Annotated in this window: 10 protein-coding genes; 1 reads left to right on the top strand and 9 read right to left on the bottom strand. The window is 67.3% G+C overall.

Going from position 1 to position 17466, the window contains the following annotated elements; translation table 11 throughout:
* Window position 1 precedes the first annotated feature (1 nt).
* The 7 genes from B9C43_RS05505 to dapA form a co-directional block, all read right to left on the bottom strand.
* Window positions 2–1087, bottom strand: coding sequence for an SAM-dependent methyltransferase (locus B9C43_RS05505; protein ID WP_084424929.1), 1086 nt, complete (start codon window positions 1085–1087; stop codon window positions 2–4).
* A 15-nt stretch (window positions 1088–1102) separates the two neighbouring features.
* Complete coding sequence (locus B9C43_RS05500; protein WP_084424928.1) at window positions 1103–10399, bottom strand: non-ribosomal peptide synthetase; 9297 nt, start codon at window positions 10397–10399, stop codon at window positions 1103–1105.
* 30 nt (window positions 10400–10429) lie between these two features.
* Window positions 10430–10642 (bottom strand): MbtH family protein, encoded by a 213-nt coding sequence (locus tag B9C43_RS05495; protein ID WP_084424927.1) that lies wholly within the window; start codon window positions 10640–10642, stop codon window positions 10430–10432.
* Window positions 10639–11667: a class I SAM-dependent methyltransferase gene (locus B9C43_RS05490; protein ID WP_084424926.1), complete on the bottom strand. Its 1029-nt coding sequence runs from the start codon at window positions 11665–11667 to the stop codon at window positions 10639–10641. Before B9C43_RS05490 ends, B9C43_RS05495 begins: the two co-directional genes overlap by 4 nt.
* Before the next feature lie 217 nt (window positions 11668–11884).
* Window positions 11885–12739: an ArsR/SmtB family transcription factor gene (locus tag B9C43_RS05485; RefSeq protein ID WP_084424925.1), complete on the bottom strand. Its 855-nt coding sequence runs from the start codon at window positions 12737–12739 to the stop codon at window positions 11885–11887.
* Window positions 12736–13995 carry a serine hydrolase domain-containing protein gene (locus B9C43_RS05480; RefSeq protein WP_084424924.1) on the bottom strand — a complete coding sequence of 420 codons (1260 nt, stop codon included), beginning with the start codon at window positions 13993–13995 and terminating at the stop codon, window positions 12736–12738. The genes B9C43_RS05485 and B9C43_RS05480 overlap by 4 nt, the downstream gene beginning before the upstream one ends.
* Window positions 13996–14131: 136 nt before the next feature.
* Complete coding sequence (dapA, locus tag B9C43_RS05475; RefSeq protein WP_084424923.1) at window positions 14132–14995, bottom strand: 4-hydroxy-tetrahydrodipicolinate synthase; 864 nt, start codon at window positions 14993–14995, stop codon at window positions 14132–14134.
* A 70-nt stretch (window positions 14996–15065) separates the two neighbouring features.
* Here dapA and B9C43_RS05470 point away from each other — a divergent pair, with 70 nt between their 5' ends.
* Window positions 15066–15950 carry a LysR family transcriptional regulator gene (locus B9C43_RS05470; protein WP_084424922.1) on the top strand — a complete coding sequence of 295 codons (885 nt, stop codon included), beginning with the start codon at window positions 15066–15068 and terminating at the stop codon, window positions 15948–15950.
* Between the two features lie 4 nt (window positions 15951–15954).
* Here the strand turns inward: B9C43_RS05470 and B9C43_RS05465 are convergent, their stop codons facing one another.
* Together B9C43_RS05465 and B9C43_RS05460 are read right to left on the bottom strand one after the other, a co-directional pair.
* Complete coding sequence (locus B9C43_RS05465) at window positions 15955–16434, bottom strand: iron chaperone (protein ID WP_084424921.1); 480 nt, start codon at window positions 16432–16434, stop codon at window positions 15955–15957.
* 79 nt (window positions 16435–16513) lie between these two features.
* Entirely contained in the window at window positions 16514–17452 is a 939-nt protein-coding gene (locus tag B9C43_RS05460) for a formylglycine-generating enzyme family protein (RefSeq protein WP_084424920.1), read from the bottom strand.
* Between the last annotated feature and the right edge of the window lie 14 nt (window positions 17453–17466).

The following is a 17466-nucleotide window of genomic DNA, read 5'->3' as shown; positions in this document are numbered from 1 at the left end:
TTCAGGTGGTGGGGAACAGTCGGCGGTACACCGGGTGCGCGCCGAACGTGCCCGGCTGGTGCGGGACGTGGAACTCCGCGGTCTCACCGGCGAGCCGCGCGGTGACGAAGTAGTCCGGATGCACGCCGTCGCCAGACGGCTGGTAGGTGAAGTCGATGTGCATCTCGTCGCCAGGCTTGACCGCGCGGGGCGGGTCGAACAGCGGCAGGTACACGGGCATCCAGTTGGTACGCATGGTCAACGAGTTCACCGGGTCGGTACCGGGCAGGCACCACAGCTCGATCCACAGCAGCAACCCGTCCACCCGGCCTGGACGCGACACCGTCAACGTCGCTGACGTGTCGCCATCGACCGCGAGATCACCGTTGAAGTACAACGATTCCACCGGCGCGTAGTCCGTGAGCAGGTGCTCGGGGCCGACATTGGCCAGCCCGAGCAGGACGTCGAACGGTCCGCTGTGGACAGTGAAGGCCTGCGTCAGCAGATCTGTCGACTGGGCGAGAAAGCCCGCGCCGTCCGGGAAGATGTCGGCGAAGCAGGTGGCACCGGCGTAGGTGATGCAGCTGTCCGGCACGAACACCGCGTCGGGCGTGGTGAGCCTGCGGCGCGCGTCGGCGAGCACCGCGGCCGCGCCTTCCGCGCCACCGATGTCGCCGATGATCTCCGAGACGCACAGCTCGGCCCGGCGATCGAGGGTGACGTCGGTGGACAGCCCGTGGCACAGCTTGATCCGGCTGCTCCACTCGATCTCGGCGAGCCGCTGCTTGGCCATCTGGTAGGTCTCCGGCATGCCTTCGATCGCGACAACTTCAGTCGCACCGCTGGTGACGGCCTCGATCGCCCAGTTCAGGTCCCGGCCGGTGCCGATGTCCAACGCGATCCGGCCGGGTGCGGTGCGCTCCAACGCCTTGCGGTACGCGCTGTTGCGCACCTCGTCCATGGACATCAGGTCGTACAGCAGTTCGTCGTAGCACGGGTACATCCCCACCGACGGCCACAACTGCGGCCGATCGGCGCCCCAGCCGGAGTGGTCGACGACCACACTGACTGCTCGGCCGGCGATGTCGAGCCGGTCGTTCTGCAGCAACTTCGGTCCTTCCGCTCAGGTCCGGCCGGTGTGCACGGACCGCTCGATGTCCTCGAGGACGGCCAGCTCCACGGCTTCGGACAAGGCACGTACGGTCGGCCTGTCGAACACCACACGCGGGGACAGCCGGACGCCGAACAGCCCGCGGATCTCCGACAGCAACCGGATGGTCAGAATCGAGTCCCCGCCGAGGTCGAAGAAGTCGTCCTCGGCGCTGACCCGGTCGACACCGAGTACCGAGCCCCACAGGCCCGCGATGCCTTCCTCGGTGGGTGTGCGGGGTGGGACGTAGTCCGCCGCCGCCAACTCCGGCCTGCCTTCCGGCACGGGTAACGCCGCGCGGTCGACCTTGCCGGTCGAGGTCAACGGCAGCGCGTCGAGCACGACGAAAGCGGTGGGCACGAGGTATTCCGGCAGCCGTTCGGCCAGGAAGTCCCGTACCTTGGCCGCGTCACACGCCCCGACGAGGTAACCGGTCAACCGTTTGCTGCCCGGTTGATCCTCACGGACCACAACGCTCGCCGCGGTCACGTCCGGATGGGTCAGCAGCACGGTCTCGATCTCGCCCGGTTCGACCCGGTGGCCCCTGATCTTGACCTGCTCGTCGACCCGGCCGAGGATCTCCATCGTCCCGTCCGCACGCCAGCGCACCAGGTCACCGGTCCGGTACAGCCGGGATCCGGGCGGTCCGTAGGGATCGGCCACGAACCGCTCGGCGGTCAGGTCCGGCCTGCCGAGGTAACCGCGTGCCAGGCCGTCTCCGCCGATGTACCACTCCCCCGCCACGCCGACCGGAACCTGCCTGAGGTTCGCGTCCAGTGCGTAACCGCGGGTGTTGGGCATGGGTCCACCGATCGGGATCAACGGTCCCGTGTCCTGGTGGGTGATTTCGTGCGTGTGCGCGAAAACCATGCTCTCGACGGGGCCGCACCCGTGCACCAGCTTGAGGTTCGGATGGCGTTGCCGTGCCGCGCGGATGTGCGGTGTCGACGCTGCTTCACCGCCCGTCGCGACCTGCTTCACGGTGTCGAGGACGTGCGGGTGGTTGTCCACGACCGCGTTGAACAGGCTGGCCGACAGCCACAGCGTGGTCACGCGGTGCCGCTCGATCAGCTCGACGAGCAACGGCAGATCCAGGGAATGACTGGGGCACAAGACGGTCGTGCCGCCGTGCAGCGGACCGCCCCAGAGCTCCATCTGCCCCGCGTCCCACGACACCGGCGAGTACTGCAGGAACACCTCGTCCGGCCCGAAGTCCAGGAAATCCTGCCCGGTGAACGTCCGGACCATCGCGCGATGCGACGCGCTCACACCCTTGGGGCGCCCGGTGGAACCGGACGTGAACATGATGCACGCGAGGTTGTCCGGCGATGCCTTGCCGTCCGGCCTGTCGCTTGGCCGTGTTGCGATCCGGCCGGCGTTGTCAGCCAACCACTCCTCGGTGACCACAGCTGCCGGGACGAGGTCGTCCAGCATTTGCCGGACGCGGTCCTCGGGGTACTGCGGATCGATCATGGCGTACGCGCCACCGGCTTTGTGGGTGGCGAGCATGCTCACCACCATGTCGATGCTCCGCCACATCTTGATCGCGACAACCGAGTCCGGCCGGACGCCTTCGGCGATCAGGTGATGCGCCAAGCGGTTCGCGCGCTCGTCGAGCTCGCGGTAGGTGATCGCGCCAAGACTTCCGGGCAGCCGTCGTCGCGACTCGCCAGGGGGACCCCCGAATCTCACGTTACCAGTGGGGTACGACAGTTCCGGGTCGTCGCAGATCAGCGCCGTCCGGTCAGGTGTCCGAGCCGCCTGTGCCTCGAACAACTCGTGCATCGTGCGATCGGCCGGGTAGTCGGCCTTCGTGTCGTTCCACCGCGCGAAGGTCGCGCGCTCGGTCTCGGTCAGGATGTCCAGCCCGGCCAGCGTGCCGGTCTTCTTGTCGACAATGGACTCAAGCACCGTGGTGAGGTGACCTGCCATGCGTTCGATCGTGGCGACGTCGAACAGCTCGCTGTCGTACGCCAGCATGAAGGACGGTTCCTGCGCGGTCATGTAGACCAGCGTCAGCGGGAAGTTGTTGGCGTCGGCGGCATTCAGGTCGCGAATGGCGAGGCCGTTCTGCGTCGCGACGTCGTAGCGGACTGGGTAGTTCTCGAAGACGACCGCGCTGTCGAACATCTCCGCAGCGGGCTTGTCCCCGCCGATCCAACCGGCCATCCGGGACAGTGACACGTATCCGAATTGCCGGGACTTCGCCTGCGCTGCTTGCAGATCCGTCAGCCAGCCGAGCACGCCACGGGTGTCGTCGCAGTCGACCCGGACCGGGATCGTGTTGATCACCATGCCGCAGACCTCGTCGACGCCAGGCAGGTCACCGTCTCGGCCGGACACCACCGACCCGAAGACCACGTCCTGCTGACCGGAGTACCGCGACAACAGCAGCGCCCACGCGCCCTGCACCACCGCGTTCACCGTGAGCAGTTCGCGTTTGGCCAGCGCGGCCAAGCCGTCCTTGAGTCGTTCCGGCAGGATTCGCCGGACTTGCGCGGTCCCCCTGGCCCGGTGGGCTTGGACCGGCGGCCGGTCATAGGGCAGTGCGGGAGCGTCCGGCAAGTCCGCCAGAGTGCTCTGCCAGTGTTCTTTGGCCGCGTTCTCGTCCTGTTCGGCAAGCCAGGCTACGTAGTCGCCGAACGACCGCCGCGTGGGTGCCACGCTTCCCTGTGCGTAGGCGGCGAACAGTTCGGCCAGTACGTGCTGCACGCTCCACCCGTCCAGCAGCACGTGGTGGAAGGTGAACACCACCGCGACGCTGTCGGCGGAGAGCTTGCCGATCGCCACCCTGGCCACGGACGGCTCGGCCAACGTGAACTTCGCGGCCCGGTCATCGGCGAGGTAGTCCTGCAGTCTCCTGTGTTGCTCGTCCGCGGGAAGCGCGGACCAGTCGAACGTCCTGACCGGCAGCTCCACCCCGCGCCGGACCACCTGGACCGGGATGTCGACGTCCTGCCACACCAGGGAAGTACGCAGGATGTCCAGCCGCGCTGCCACCGTTCGCCACGCGTCGGCCAGCCGTCGCACATCGGAGACACCGTCGAGCACGAAGTCGACCTGCGCGTGGTACACGTCCTCCTGCGGCTCGGCCAGGCTGTGGAAGAGCATGCCGCGCTGCATGTCGGTCAGCGGGTAGATGTCCTGCACGTCCCGCCCGGTCCCGGCGATCCGGTCGACGGCGTCCTGGCTCAGCTTGGCCAGCGGGAAGTCCGATGGCGTACGGCCGCCCGCATCGGGGCGCGCGCAGTGCTTGATCACGCCGCGCACCGTGTCGAGCATGCCGTTGGCCAACTGCGCGACCGTAGTCTCGTGGTGCACTCCGGGAGAGAACGTCCACCGCACGGTCAGCTGTCCTGATTGGACGGATGCGACCACGTCGAGCAAGTGATCGCGTTCGTGGTCAGGGTGCTGGTTCAAGCCCATGGTCAGCGAGGAACCGACGTAGAGCTCGTTGTCCTGCTCGGCGTTGTCCCACTGGCCGAGGTAGTTGAAGCTGATCTCCGGGTTCGTGCTGACGCCGAGCGCACCGAAGCCGATGCCTCGGTGCGGGATCGCGCGAACCTGCTCCTTCACTGCCTTGAGCAACGCCCCCTTGTCACTGTTTGTGGGCAGGACGAGCGCGACTGGGTAGAGCGTGGTGAACCAGCCGACGGTCCTGGAGAGGTCCGCTGCGGCGATGTCCTCGCGGCCGTGCCCCTCCACGTCGACGATCACACTGCGGTCGCCCGTCCATGACGCCAGCGTCGAGGACAAGGCGCCGAGCAGCACCTCGTCGGTGCGTGTCAGGTAGGCCGCCGGGACCTGGCGCAGCAGGGCCTCGGTCTCGGTGGCGTCAAGGCTGACTGTGATCGTCCGCGCGGCGCCTGCGGTGACGTCGCCATGTCCGTCCTGTGGCAACGGCTGCGGTTCTGGCAAGGCCTGCCAGTAGCCGAGTTCGTCGTCGAACCGGCCTGGTTCAGCGACGATCTCGGCCCACGCCCGGAACGACGTCGTCTTCGCGGGCAGCTCAGGCGTCTTGCCTGAGACGATCGCGCTGTACGCGGTCACGAGGTCCGCAAGGAGGATCCGCCAAGACACCGCGTCGATCACCAAGTGGTGTGCTTCCAACGTCAAAGTGCCATCGACCAGCTCGGCCCGCAGCAACGGTCCGGACGCCAGGTCGAAATCAGTCGGTCCCCAGTGGACAGTGTCGCCGTCAGCCGTCTGGCGCTGGTTGTTGCCCGGGAAACGAAGGCGCAACGCGTCGTGATGCTCGCCGACGACCCGCAGAGCCTGCTGGAGCGCGCTGGCGTCCACGTCCGGCGAAAGCTCGACACTGACCCATTGGTTGAAGCGCTCGGGGTGGTCGGGATGCCTGTCGAGGAACCACTTCTGGATGGGCAGCAACGGCACCGGGCCAGGCGGGACGCTCTTCTCGGGCGTGGTGACCGCGATTCCGGTCACGCCGGCGAGCTCGGCGATGGTCTGGTGGCGGAACACATCCTGCGAGCTGAGCGAGAACCCGGCCTGCCGCGCCTTGGCGACCACCTGCAGGCTCAGAATCGAGTCACCGCCGAGCCGGAAGAAGTTGTCCGTGACGCCGACCGAGTCCGTGCCGAGCACCTCGGCCCAGATCCGGGCAAGCTCCGACTCCTGCGTGGTCCTCGGCGCCGCATAGTCGTCAGCACCGACGGACCGGCCGGGCACTGGCAGCGCGGCCCGGTCGAGTTTCCCGTTGCGGGTCAACGGGATCTCCGGCAGCACCACGATGTCCGCGGGCACCATGTAATCCGGCAGTCGTGCCGCGGCCATTTCCCGCAGACCGGCCACATCCAGGTCCGGCGGCGCGACCACGTACGCGGTCAGGCGCTTGACACCAGGCGTGTCCTCCCGAACGATCACCGCGGCCTGGCCGACCCGCTCGTCGGCGGCCAGCACCACCTTGATCTCCCCCGGCTCGATCCGGTAGCCCCGGACCTTGACCTGCTTGTCGGCCCTGCCAAGGAATTCCAGGATGCCCCCGGCGGTCCACCTGACCAGGTCACCGGTCCGGTACAGCCGGTCGCCGGGTGCGCCGAACGGGTCGGCGACGAACCGCTCGGCGGTCAGGCCCGGGCGGTTGACGTAGCCGTACGCGACACCAGGGCCGCCGACGTAAAGCTCGCCTGCCACACCGATCGGGCATGGCTGCAGCAAGCCGTCGAGAACGTACAGCCGCCGGTTGCGCAGCGGTGGTCCGATCGGAACCATCGCACGGTCCTCGGCGACATCCTGGCCGCGTATCTGGTGGCACGCGACCACGACCATCGTTTCCACCGGCCCGTAGCCGTTGACCAGCCGCAGATCCGGATGCGCGCGGACGATTTCGCGCAGGTGTGCCATCGAGGCGACGTCACCGCCGACGAGCGCCTGGGACACCGAGCCGAACACCTCGGCGTTGCTCTCAGCGAGGACATTGAACAGACCGGCCGCCAGACACATCGTGGTGACACCGTGCCGCCGTACCTCGGCGGCCAGAACATCGGCGTCGATCGAGTCCCCGGGGTAGAACACGAGAGAAGCGCCATGCAGCAACGCCGACCACAGTTCGAGGGAGAGCCCGTCCCAGGACGTGCCCATGCTCTGCAGGATGACCTCGCGTGGGCTCAGCTCGAAGAAGTCCGTCTGGCACAACGCGTGCACGGTCGCTTTGTGCGGGGACGCGGCGCCCTTCGGCTTACCGGTCGATCCCGACGTGAACAGCACACACGCCACGTCCTCGCCAGTCACGGTGACAGCCGGGGCATCACTCGGCATGTCCGGCCAGTCGGTGTCCAGGACGACCGGATCGCGGTACCGCCCAGCGTGTACGCCGCGGACCAACGTCGTTGTGGCACCGGCCTCCTCGAGCATGAACGCGGTGCGTTCGTCCGGCTGGCTCGGGTCGATCGTCAGGTAGGCCGCGCCAGTCTTGAGGATGCCCAGCAGCCCGACCGGCAGGTCCAGTCCGCGCTCGGCGTGGATCGCGACGACGTCACCCGGTCGTACCCCGAGCGCTTTGAGGTGGTGGGCAAGCCGGTTCGACTTGGCGTCGAGCTCGCCGTAGGTCAGCAGGCCGCTGTCGAAGATCACCGCCGTCGCGTCGGGGTTCCTCTGCGCGTGCTGGGCGAACAGCTCGTGCAGGGGTACGTCAAGCGGTTGTGGTCCCGCGGAGTTGTTGTACTGCACGGTGATCCGGTCGAGCTCGGTCGGGTGCACCAGCGGTGAACGTGAGACCACGGTGTCGGGCTGCCGGGTCACCGCTTCGAGCAGGGTCAGCAGGTTGGCGGCCATCCGCTCGATGGTCGCGGCGTCGAACAGGCTGGTGTCGTATCCCAGGTGGCCGGTCAGGACGCCTGAGCTCTCCTCGAAGTCGAAGATCAGGTCCGTGACGGCCGTGACGTCCGGCAGCGGCTCGCGGCGGACCTGCATCCCGGCCACTTCGCGGTCGGTGAACCAGGCGTCCTGCAGTACGACGAAAGCCTGGAACAGCGGCGTCCTGCTGGTGTCCCTCGGTACGCCCGCGGCGTCGACGATCCGGTGGAACGGCACGTCCTGGTGCGCGAACCCGTCGCGGATCGTGCCTTTGACCGAACGCAGGAACTGCGTGAACGTGGCCTCGGGGTCCACATGGGAGCGCAGCACGAGTGTGTTGATGAAGAAGCCGAGCATCCGCTCCAGCTCGGGCCGGTTGCGGCCGTCGGTCACGGTGCCGACCGCGATGTCCTGCTGGCCGGTGTAGCGCGCGAGCAGCACCTGCACCGCGGCCACGAGTGTCGCGAACAACGTCGTGTCTGTCTCGGAGCTCAACGCCCTGAGACGTTCGGTGATCTCCTGCGGGATCTCGTAGGTGTGCCTGGCGCCTGCGCCGCCGCGCACCGCTGGCCGTGGGTGATCAGTCGGTACCTCGACGACCTGCAGGTCGGCGAGTTGCTCGCGCCAGTAGTCCACATGCGGGGAATCGCTCCACTGATTACGTTGCCAGACCGCGTAATCCGGGTACCGCACCGGCTGCTCCGGAGGCCTGACACCCTCGTAGCGTGCGCACAGTTCGTCGGCGAGCAGCCTGATCGACGTGCCGTCGGTGACGATGTGATGCACCGAGAACACCAGCACGTGTTCGTTCTCGGCGAGCCGAACCAGCCACCATCGGCTCGGGTCGTCGTGCCGCAGGTCGAACGGGCGGGTCAGTTCGGCCCGGATCCACCGCTCGAACTCCGCCCGACGGCCAGTGAAGTCCTCATTGGACAGCGCGACCGGCCCGGGTGCGGACACGAGCTGGTAGCCGGTGCCGGAGTCCGCGTCGAACTTGGTGTGCAACGAGTCGTGCGCCGCGACCAAGTCCTCGATCACGCCGTGCAGCCGGTCGACGTCCAGGTCACCGGTGAACCGCAGGCCGCCGGCGACGTTGTACTCGTAGGACCCTGGGTCGTACTCCTGGAGGAACCACAGGCGTTCTTGGACCGGGGACAACGGGATCGGGCCGTCGAGCGCGACCGGCTCGATCGTGGACATCGCGTTGCCTGCGAGTGCGTCGACGGCAGCGGCGAGTCCGGCGACGGTCGGCTCGTCGAACAACACGGCGGGCGAGAGCTCGACGTCGAAGATCGACATCGTCCTGCGGAGCACCCGCAGGGCGCGCAGGGAATCACCGCCCAGTGCGAAGAACCCGTCCTCGGCGCCGACCGAGTCCAGTTCCAGGACCTCCTGCCAGATCTCGGCGATCTGCCGTTCGGTGCCGGTCCGCGGCTCGACCCGGGCGACCTGGGCCGTGAGCAAACGGGCGCCCGACGGCTCAGGCAGCGCTTCCCGGTCGATCTTTCCGTGCGGGGTCAACGGAAACTCGTCGTGCACGGCGAACAGCGCGGGCACCATGTACGCGGGCAGTCGTTCGCCGAGGAAGTCCCGCAGTTCGTCGCGGTCGACGTCGCCCACCGCGACGAGGTGCGCGACCAGCTGTGGATCGCCCTGGGCGTCCCGGTGCACCACGACCGCAGCCCGGTCGACGCTCCGGTGTGCGGCCAACGCGAGCTCGATCTCCCCGAGCTCGACGCGGAACCCGCGGATTTTCACCTGGTCGTCGGCGCGGCCGACGAACTGCCACTCGCCTTGCCCGGTCAGCCGGACCAAGTCCCCGGTCCGGTACATCCGCGCCCCTGGCGTGGGGTCGAAGGGGTTGGCCACGAACCGTTCCGCGGTGAGGTCGGGCCGGTTCACGTAACCACGGGCCAGCCCGGTTCCGGCGAGGTAGCACTCGCCGATCTCACCTGGCTGGACCGGCCGCAACGCCGCGTCCAGGACGTACATGTCGGTGCCGTCGACCGGTGTGCCCAACGGCGGCACGATCGCGCCCTGCAGCGGACGGCTGACCGTGGTGCAGATCGTCGCCTCGGTCGCGCCGTAGCCGTTGACCACGATCCGGCCTTCCGACCACTTCTCCAGCAGGGTCGGCGCGAACGCCTCGCCTGCCAGGTACAGCGCCACGTCCGGCGGGAAGCTGCCGGGTGACATCGCGGCAAGGGCGGCAGGCGGAATGGTCGCGTGCGTGACGCCCTGCTCGGCCAACAGCCTGGCCAGCGCGATGTCCGAGTTTGTCCGCTCGGCGGGCGCAGCGACGATGGCACCGCCGGTGAGCAAAGGCGTGAAGATGTCCCATAGCGCGGCGTCGAATCCGGTCGGGGCGAACTGCAACGCCCGGCTGTGTTCGTCGAGCCCGAACCGTTCGGCCAGCTTGATCACGGTCGGCGCGCCGGCATGGCTGATGATCACGCCCTTGGGACGGCCGGTGGACCCGGACGTGTAGATCACGTACGCCATGTTGTCCACAGTGGCCGGACGGCTGCGGTCGGCGTCGGTCAGGTCGTCCGCCGGATATCCGTCCAGTTCCAGGTCTTCAAGCCGGATCCGGTTCACGCCCGCAGGCGCCGCGTCTTCGGTCGTGGCGGTGCACACCGCCAGCCGGGGCGCGGCGTCCGCGAACATGAACCGGATCCGGTCGGCCGGATAGCTCGCGTCGATGGGCAGGAAGGGCGCGCCTGCCTTGAGCGCGGCCAAGACGCTCACGACGAACTCCGGCCCGCGCGGTAAGACGAGAGCTATCAGGTTCTCCGGTTCGGCTCCCTGCGCCACGAGGGCCCGTGCGAGCCGGTTCGCCCGTGCGTTCAGGTCCGAGTAGGACCAGGAGGTGTCCTCGTACACCAGTGCGGTCGCGTCACCGGACCGCGCGACCTGCGCTTCGAACAGCTCTGTGAACGAACGGGCGGTGCCCACTCCACACCTCCGGGACGATTTCTCGGGCTTTTATCGGTCGGCCATGCGGGTGACGAGACTGGCCGGCCGCAGATCGGTCCAGTTCTCGTTCACGTAATCGAGGCAGGATGCCCGGCTCGCCGAGCCGTGCACGATCTGCCAGCCGTGCGGGACGTCGACGAAATCCCGCCACAAGGAATGCTGGTTCTCGTCATTGCAGAGCACGAAATAGCTGCCTTCTTCGTTGTCGAACGGATTCGTCATGCGTGTTCCAGTTCGAAGACGACGGACAGCGTCAGCGATTCGATGAGGTGCTTTTTCACACAGCGCCATCCGCCTTCTGCGAATACGCCGTCCCATTCGTCCATCGTCGGCAGGTAGACGTCCATCATCGCGTGGCCGAGTTCGAAGCCCAGCGTGAAGACGGGCACGTCGTCCTCGTTCACCGCGTGCTCGGAGCGCACGCCGTCCAGCAGGATCCTGGTGGCGTCGCCAAGCAGGAACCGGCGGACCTTCGGGAAGGCCTCACGCAGCCGCCGCAGCGTGGCGACGCAGTTCTCCCGTGGCCAGAAGTCGTGCCCCATCATGAAGCACGTCAGCAGGTCGACCTCGGCGAACTCGTCGCGGTAGCCGATCTGGCGCACGTCGCCCTCGGCGAACGAAAGCCGGTCGCCGAAGCCGCGTCCGGCCGCCTCCGCCGCGGCCACCTTGATCGCCGGACCGGCCAGGTCGACGCCGATACCGGTGGTGCCCGGGTAGCGGTCGAGGATCTGCATCAGCCGCTCGCCGCTGCCGCAGCCGAGGTCCACGACCGAGGAGAACGTGTAGTCCAGGCCGTCCATCGCGGCCCAGAACGCCGGGTCGAAGTACTGGCGGTTGATGTCGCGGCAGGCGTAGGCGATCGCCGCGGAGTCGCGGCGGTAGAAGTCTCCAGTGCGGTTCTCGTTGCGCAGCACGTACTGCATCCGCGAGAACAGGTCGCCCGAACCGAGGCTGAGCCAGTGGAACAGCGACTTCGTCCGGTACGCCTCGTCGAACAGCGGCCCCGCCACCACGGTGTCCCTGGCCCGCTCGACCACGTCGACGACGGCCAGCGCGGTGACCAGGCCCTGTGTCGAGCGGACGTCGAGGTCGTGCTGCAGCGCGAAGCTCTGCACGTCCAGCTTCTTGTTGTCCCGCAGTTCGTCGAGCACCCCGAGTTCCCACGCGGCACCGATCGCCGCGGCCGCGACCGCCGAGTTGAATATGTTCGCGACGGCGCGTTCTGAATTGACAATCGTAGAAGTCATCTGCACTCACTCCAGTAACGGGAAATTCATCGAGTACGGCAGAAACAGGAGTGACCAGCCCGACTCCCCAGCTCCGTGGTCAATCCTTTGGCTACTTCGACCATAGGATTGCCACCTGGCCGTGTCAAAGACATTTAGACGTGCCTAAAAAGCCGAAAACCCGGCCTCGCTAGGGCAAGGCCGGGCGTATTCGGAGTGAACAAAACGGGAAAAACCGTCAGACGCGGGCGAGCACCAATTGCTCGCCGAGGACGGTCAGGCTGTGCTGCACGGTGTTGCGTTCCCGCGCGGTGGTGATCAGGCCGGCGTCGCGCAGCACGCCGATGTGCTGGCTGACTGCCCCAGCCGACACCCCAGCGCGTTTGGCCAGCTCACCGGTCGAGCACGCGTCGCGCAGCAGTCTCAGCAACGTTGCTCTTGTCTTGCCTAGCAACGCGCTCAACGCGGTGCTGGACAAGTCCTCGGCACGCCACCACTGCGTGGACATCGGCGGCACAGCGGACACGATCAGTTTGGGCCGTTCGGCATCGACCACCACAGCCGGTCTCGACGACAGGAACGCCGAGCGTGCGATCGCCAATCCGTTGCGCCCCAGCCGGATGTCGGCCCTGTCACCGTCCATGATGTGCAGAACGGTGTCCTGCAAGCGGACTTGTGGGTGCAACGTGCTCAGCAATCCGTGGACATCCTGGTGCTGCGTCCGCTCGACAGCCTTGAGATGACCGCGGATCGCCGTCCAGCACGGCACCACCGCGATCTCGGCGAACGCGTCGACCAGCTCGACCATGTGCCGTCTGGTCAACCCGAAACCGACTGGCCGGTGATCGTCCTCGACGGAGCCGTCCAGCAGCCACAACAAGTCCGGGACCGGCCGCAGCACGCGGAACACACGCGCGATGTCACGGTTCATGTCGCCAAGCCGCCGCACGGCTTCCCTGCGCCAGGGCGCGAGTGCCATGTTCCGCTCGTCGGCCAAGGCGTTGAGCGCGAACACCGCTTCCGCACGCGGTGTCAGTGATTCGACCGGATGAGTCCGTGCGATGTCGTCGAAAGTGAAGTGGATCCTCGTCATGACCTCACCCGCCGGGCGATCCGCCCACTGAACTGCAGCGCGGCGACCCGGCCGGCATCGTCCCGAAGGAACCTCCCGACGTGCGCGAACCCGGTTCCAGCCGAGTCCACGAGCTTGAACAAGTCGTCATCGCCCACCGCGAACGCGGCGGTGAACCCCGTCCCATCGGTGAGTTCGAGACCGTCCGACTGTTCGCGGACCGTGAAGCACGTGCTGTCGTTGAAGTACTCGCCGAGCAGTTCGGACGCGTCGACTGGACACTCGTCGACCGAGGGCGGCGCGTAACTGCCGATCCCCCAAGCCCCAGCGAGCTCGGTCCACAGATCCAAGCCCGTGGAACCGTTGGTGACCAACGCGACCACAGTCCGGCTCTCGGCGTGCGCCCGGATCGAACAGCTCGTGCCCGCGAGCGTGCCGTCGTGCCCGAACCACGAACCATGCGTCGCCCAGCCGAGTCCCCACCCGTCGGCGATGCCGAACGGCTTCGCCGCAACAGGTTCCCGCATGAGCCGGGCGTACTCGTCCGGCAGGACACGGCCATCCAGATGAGCGAGGACGAACTCGACCAAGCTCTCGGCCGTCGCCGCGAGTCCACCGGCAGGTTCCCAGCCTGCGGGCAGATCGACATCCACCGGGTTGGTCAGCACGTGCGGAACTGCCATCCCGGATGCGTCGAGCCGGGCGACCCGAAGGCCCAGCGGTTCGACCACGAACGACTCGACGGCCTCCCACCACGACAGTCCGGTCAGCTCCTCGATCAGGGATCCGACGAGGACATATCCCGTGTTGGAGTAGGAAAAGCCGCTGCCCGGCACCCAGACGTCCGGCCGGTCCAGCAGCGCACGGACGTAACCCCTCAGCGAGACGACGTCGGTGGCCTCGTAGTCGGACACCAGGCCACCTGTGTGGCTCAACGCCTGCCTCAGCGTGATCTCCCTGAGCGCGCGCGAACGGGCCCGCGCGAGCTCCGGCATGTGATCGGCCATGGGCACGTCCAGCTCGACGTCCCCGTCCGCCACCAGTTGCATGGCAACCGTGGCGGTGAAACTCTTCGTGGCCGAGCCAAGGGGGAACATCGTCCCCGGCCCGACCTTGTCACCCCCCGTGTGCTCAACCAGCCCGTACGGCACCGAGACGGTCCCACCGTCGGTGTGCACGGCCAGTTGGGCCCCCGGAACACCACTCCTCTCTGCGGAAATGCCGAACAGCTCACCCACCCCGGTGCCGCTGTCCCCCCACCACTGTGTCGGTTCCATGCCCCAGCGCAAGGACCACCCTCGCCTTCGAGTCCCCAGTCGCGGCCGGATCGGCCACACGTTGCTTCAGCGATGTAACCCCAGTGTTACGACACGCTCTGTATCCACGCTGTAGCAATCCTGTAAGCCCAGGCCATCAGCACGATTCGAGAGCGGCCGATGTGGCTGCCGCGCTCGCGGCGAGCAGCGGAAGGCGGACGTCAGGGGTGGGGATCCGGCCGTGGGCCGCCAGAACGGCTTTGATCACGGCGGGGTTCGGCTCGGCGAACAGGGCGCGGGCCAGTGGCACGAGCCGATTGTGCAGGTGGCGCGCGTGGTCGGTGGGACCGTCCCGCCACGCGGCGATCAGCTCGACATAGGCCCGCGTTGCGACATTGCCGCAGGCCAGGATCGCGCCGGTGGCACCGAGTGCGACCAGTGGGCCGGCGTAGAGGTCGTCGCCGGAGAGAACCGCGACGTCGTCCGGCACGCTGCTCATGAACGCCACCGTGGCGTCGTCAATGCCGCCGACAGCGTGCTTGAACCCGGCGACGTTCGGTATTTCGGCAAGGCGGACGAGGGTGTCGGCCGCCAATGCCCTGCCTGTGCGGGCTGGGACGTTGTAGACGAGCAACGGCACCGGGCTGGCGGCCGCGAGGCGACGGAAGTGCTCGACCACGCCGTCCTCGGATGGGCGGGTGTAGTAGGGAACGACGGTCAGTGTGGCGGTGGCTCGGGGATCGAGATCGGCGAACACATCGAGCGAACCAGCTGTCGAGTTCGACCCGGCGCCGATGATCAACTGCGCGCCGCGTTGCACGCATACGTCGGCACAGATGTCGACGACCTTGCGGCGTTCCTCGGGTGCCAGGGTCGCGGGTTCGCCAGTCGTGCCCAACGCGACGATTCCGGCCGCGCCCTCATCGATCACGTTGTGAGCGAGCGCCTCCAACGCGTCGGCAGCGAGTTCGTCGGACGCAGTGAACGGTGTGACAAGCGGAACGAAGAGACCCGTGAACATGACTCGACCATCGCGCGCCCAGCTGTTCAGGTCCAGTTCGCGTTTCTGTCGTGGAGCATAAGGTGTACTTATGCTCGACGTACGCAAGCTCCGCCTCCTGCGGGAACTGTCCCGGCGCGGGACGATCGCGGCAGTCGCCGAAGCGCTCACCTTCACCCCATCGGCGGTGTCCCAACAGCTCACCGCCCTGGAACGCGAGACCGGCGTACCGCTGCTGGAACGCACTGGTCGACGCGTGACGCTGACCCCGGCGGCCCACCGGCTCGTCGAGCGCACCGAGGAAGTCCTCGCGACGCTGCACGAAGCAGCCGCCGAACTGGCAGCGACCACGACAGCGCTCACCGGCACCCTGCGTATCGGCGTCTTCCCCACCGCGATACCCACGATCCTCACGCCGGCCCTCGTCGCGCTGAGCACCGACCATCCGGGGCTGGACCTGACCGTCACGGAACTGGATCCGGTGTCCGTGCCCGATGCGCTGCGCGACGAAAGCCTGGACATCGCTCTGATCCAGGAATACGACTACGTGCCGGCCGCCGAAGATCCGGCGCTGCAGACGGAGCCGTTGCTGGAAGAGACCGTCCACCTCGCCGCACTGTCGGCCGAACCGTTGGCAGTCCGACGCGACGCCCCCTGGATCGCTGGCACGCCAGGCACTCTCTGCCACGCCATGACGATCAGGGCCTGTGAGGCCGAGGGGTTCACACCGCACATCCGCCACCACGCCGACGACTTCGGCACCGTGCTCGCGTTGGTGGCGGCCGGCCAAGGCGTCGCTTTCGTTCCCGATCTGGGTGTTGTCGCGCCGCATGCTGCTGTTGTGCTGACTCCGTTGCCTATCCGGCGCAGAACACATCTTGCCTACCGCCGGGGCACACGCGACCATCCGGCGATCTCGGCCGCACGAACCGCCTTGCATGACGCCGCCGAGGTACCGCCGATCGACGGCATTTAGTCCACTATGGACGTGCGGCTGCCTTCTTGATCAGCTTGGTGATCAACGCCGCGTGCTGGTCGGTCATGGCCGTCAAGGCAAAGGATGTCGGCCACATCGTGCCGTCGTCGAGGGTTGCCACAGCGTTGAACCCCAGAGTGCCGTAGCGTTCCTTTTCCTTCTCCGCACTCAGGTAGAAGCACAACACCTTCCCCTTCAGCGCGTAGGCGGGCATCCCGTACCACAGCCGCGGCGCCAGATGCGGGGCTTCGGTGGTGACGATGGCGTGGATGCGTTCCGCGATCTCGCGATCCGGTTGCGACATCGTGGCGATCACATCGAGCACGTCCTGAGCGTCGGCGGCCGCCTTTTGTTTGCCACTCCCCCGGCTTGCGGCCTTTCTGACCTCCGCGGCACGCTCCTTCATCGCGGCTTTTTCCGCGTCGGTCCAGCCACCGTCCGCTGGTTCGACCCGCTTGCCGGACTTCTTCTCATGCGGTGTCATGTCCCAACGCTAGCCGCGGCGGACACAGGCTGGCTTCTCGATTCCTGATCGGTTCGCCGAGGCTCCACTTGGGACAGGGTCAGCCGTCGGCGCCGCAGCGGAAGCCGATGTGGTGGTGTCCGGCGAACGGGTCGCGTGAGTATCCGTCACGGTCGGTCGAGCGCATGTTCACCGCGCGCTCGTCGTGGGCGCCGCCGCGGGTGATGCGAAGGTCGCGCGATTGAGCGTCCTCGCGCCCATCGTCGGCGACATACGGGTAAGGGCGGTCGAGAGAACTGGTCCACTCGTAAAGGTTTCCGGCGAGGTCGTAGACGCCTTGCGGTGTGGTGCCACGGGGATGGGCTGTCACTGGACTGGTTTCTCCGTAGCGTTTGCCGAACTGGGCGCGTGATGCGTCCGGTTCGTCGTTGCCCCAGGGATACGTGCGGCCCTCAGCGCCCCGGGCCGCGGCTTCCCATTCCGCTTCGGTGAGCAGGCGCGCCCCACGTGCCTGGCAGTAGAGGTGCGCGCCCCACCAGTAGACCTCGTTCACGGGGTGGTCCGCGAAGCCGTCTTCGACGGCGAATCGGCCATCTCGCCGGACGATGTGGGAATCGTCGTCACTGTCGTCGGTCGTGAAGATCTCACGTCCACTTTGGTCACGAACCGCGTCGCTTTCCGCCGGATGCAGTGGCCCGTCCCAGCGTTGACGATCCCCGCCACGTGCGTTGATCAGCGTCTGACCGTTGGCCCAGTCGACGAACTGCTGGGTCGTCACGGGATAGGCGTCGATGTAATACGGCTTGATGGTGACCTGATGCGCGGGCCGTTCCTCGGCCGGACCGTCATTACGCCCCAGCGGGTATGAGCCCTGCGGTATCAGCACCATGCCTGCCCGCGGCTGCTGCGGGGACGGCGTTGACACACCAGTGACAGCCGGAGGTTGCGACGGGGCGACTGCCCCGTCTTGGGCGGTGCACCCTGCGGTGATGATCGCCGCCATGGCGATCACCGTCTTCACGTGCGAATTGCGGTTCACAGATCACAGCATAT

The organism is Kibdelosporangium aridum (genome assembly GCF_900176515.1).
Lineage (GTDB): Bacteria > Actinomycetota > Actinomycetes > Mycobacteriales > Pseudonocardiaceae > Kibdelosporangium > Kibdelosporangium aridum.
Note: the sequence above shows the minus strand (reverse complement) of the source record. Positions and strands in the feature narration are given on the sequence as shown.

Excerpts from the sequence above, each read along its gene's own strand:
- B9C43_RS05485 (WP_084424925.1), bottom strand. The coding sequence starts at position 12,739 with ATGACGAGGATCCACTTCACTTTCGACGACATCGCACGGACTCATCCG.
- B9C43_RS05470 (WP_084424922.1), top strand. The coding sequence starts at position 15,066 with ATGCTCGACGTACGCAAGCTCCGCCTCCTGCGGGAACTGTCCCGGCGC.
- B9C43_RS05495 (WP_084424927.1), bottom strand. The coding sequence starts at position 10,642 with ATGACGAATCCGTTCGACAACGAAGAAGGCAGCTATTTCGTGCTCTGC.
- dapA (WP_084424923.1), bottom strand. The coding sequence starts at position 14,995 with ATGTTCACGGGTCTCTTCGTTCCGCTTGTCACACCGTTCACTGCGTCC.
- B9C43_RS05480 (WP_084424924.1), bottom strand. The coding sequence starts at position 13,995 with ATGGAACCGACACAGTGGTGGGGGGACAGCGGCACCGGGGTGGGTGAG.
- B9C43_RS05465 (WP_084424921.1), bottom strand. The coding sequence starts at position 16,434 with ATGACACCGCATGAGAAGAAGTCCGGCAAGCGGGTCGAACCAGCGGAC.
- B9C43_RS05490 (WP_084424926.1), bottom strand. The coding sequence starts at position 11,667 with ATGACTTCTACGATTGTCAATTCAGAACGCGCCGTCGCGAACATATTC.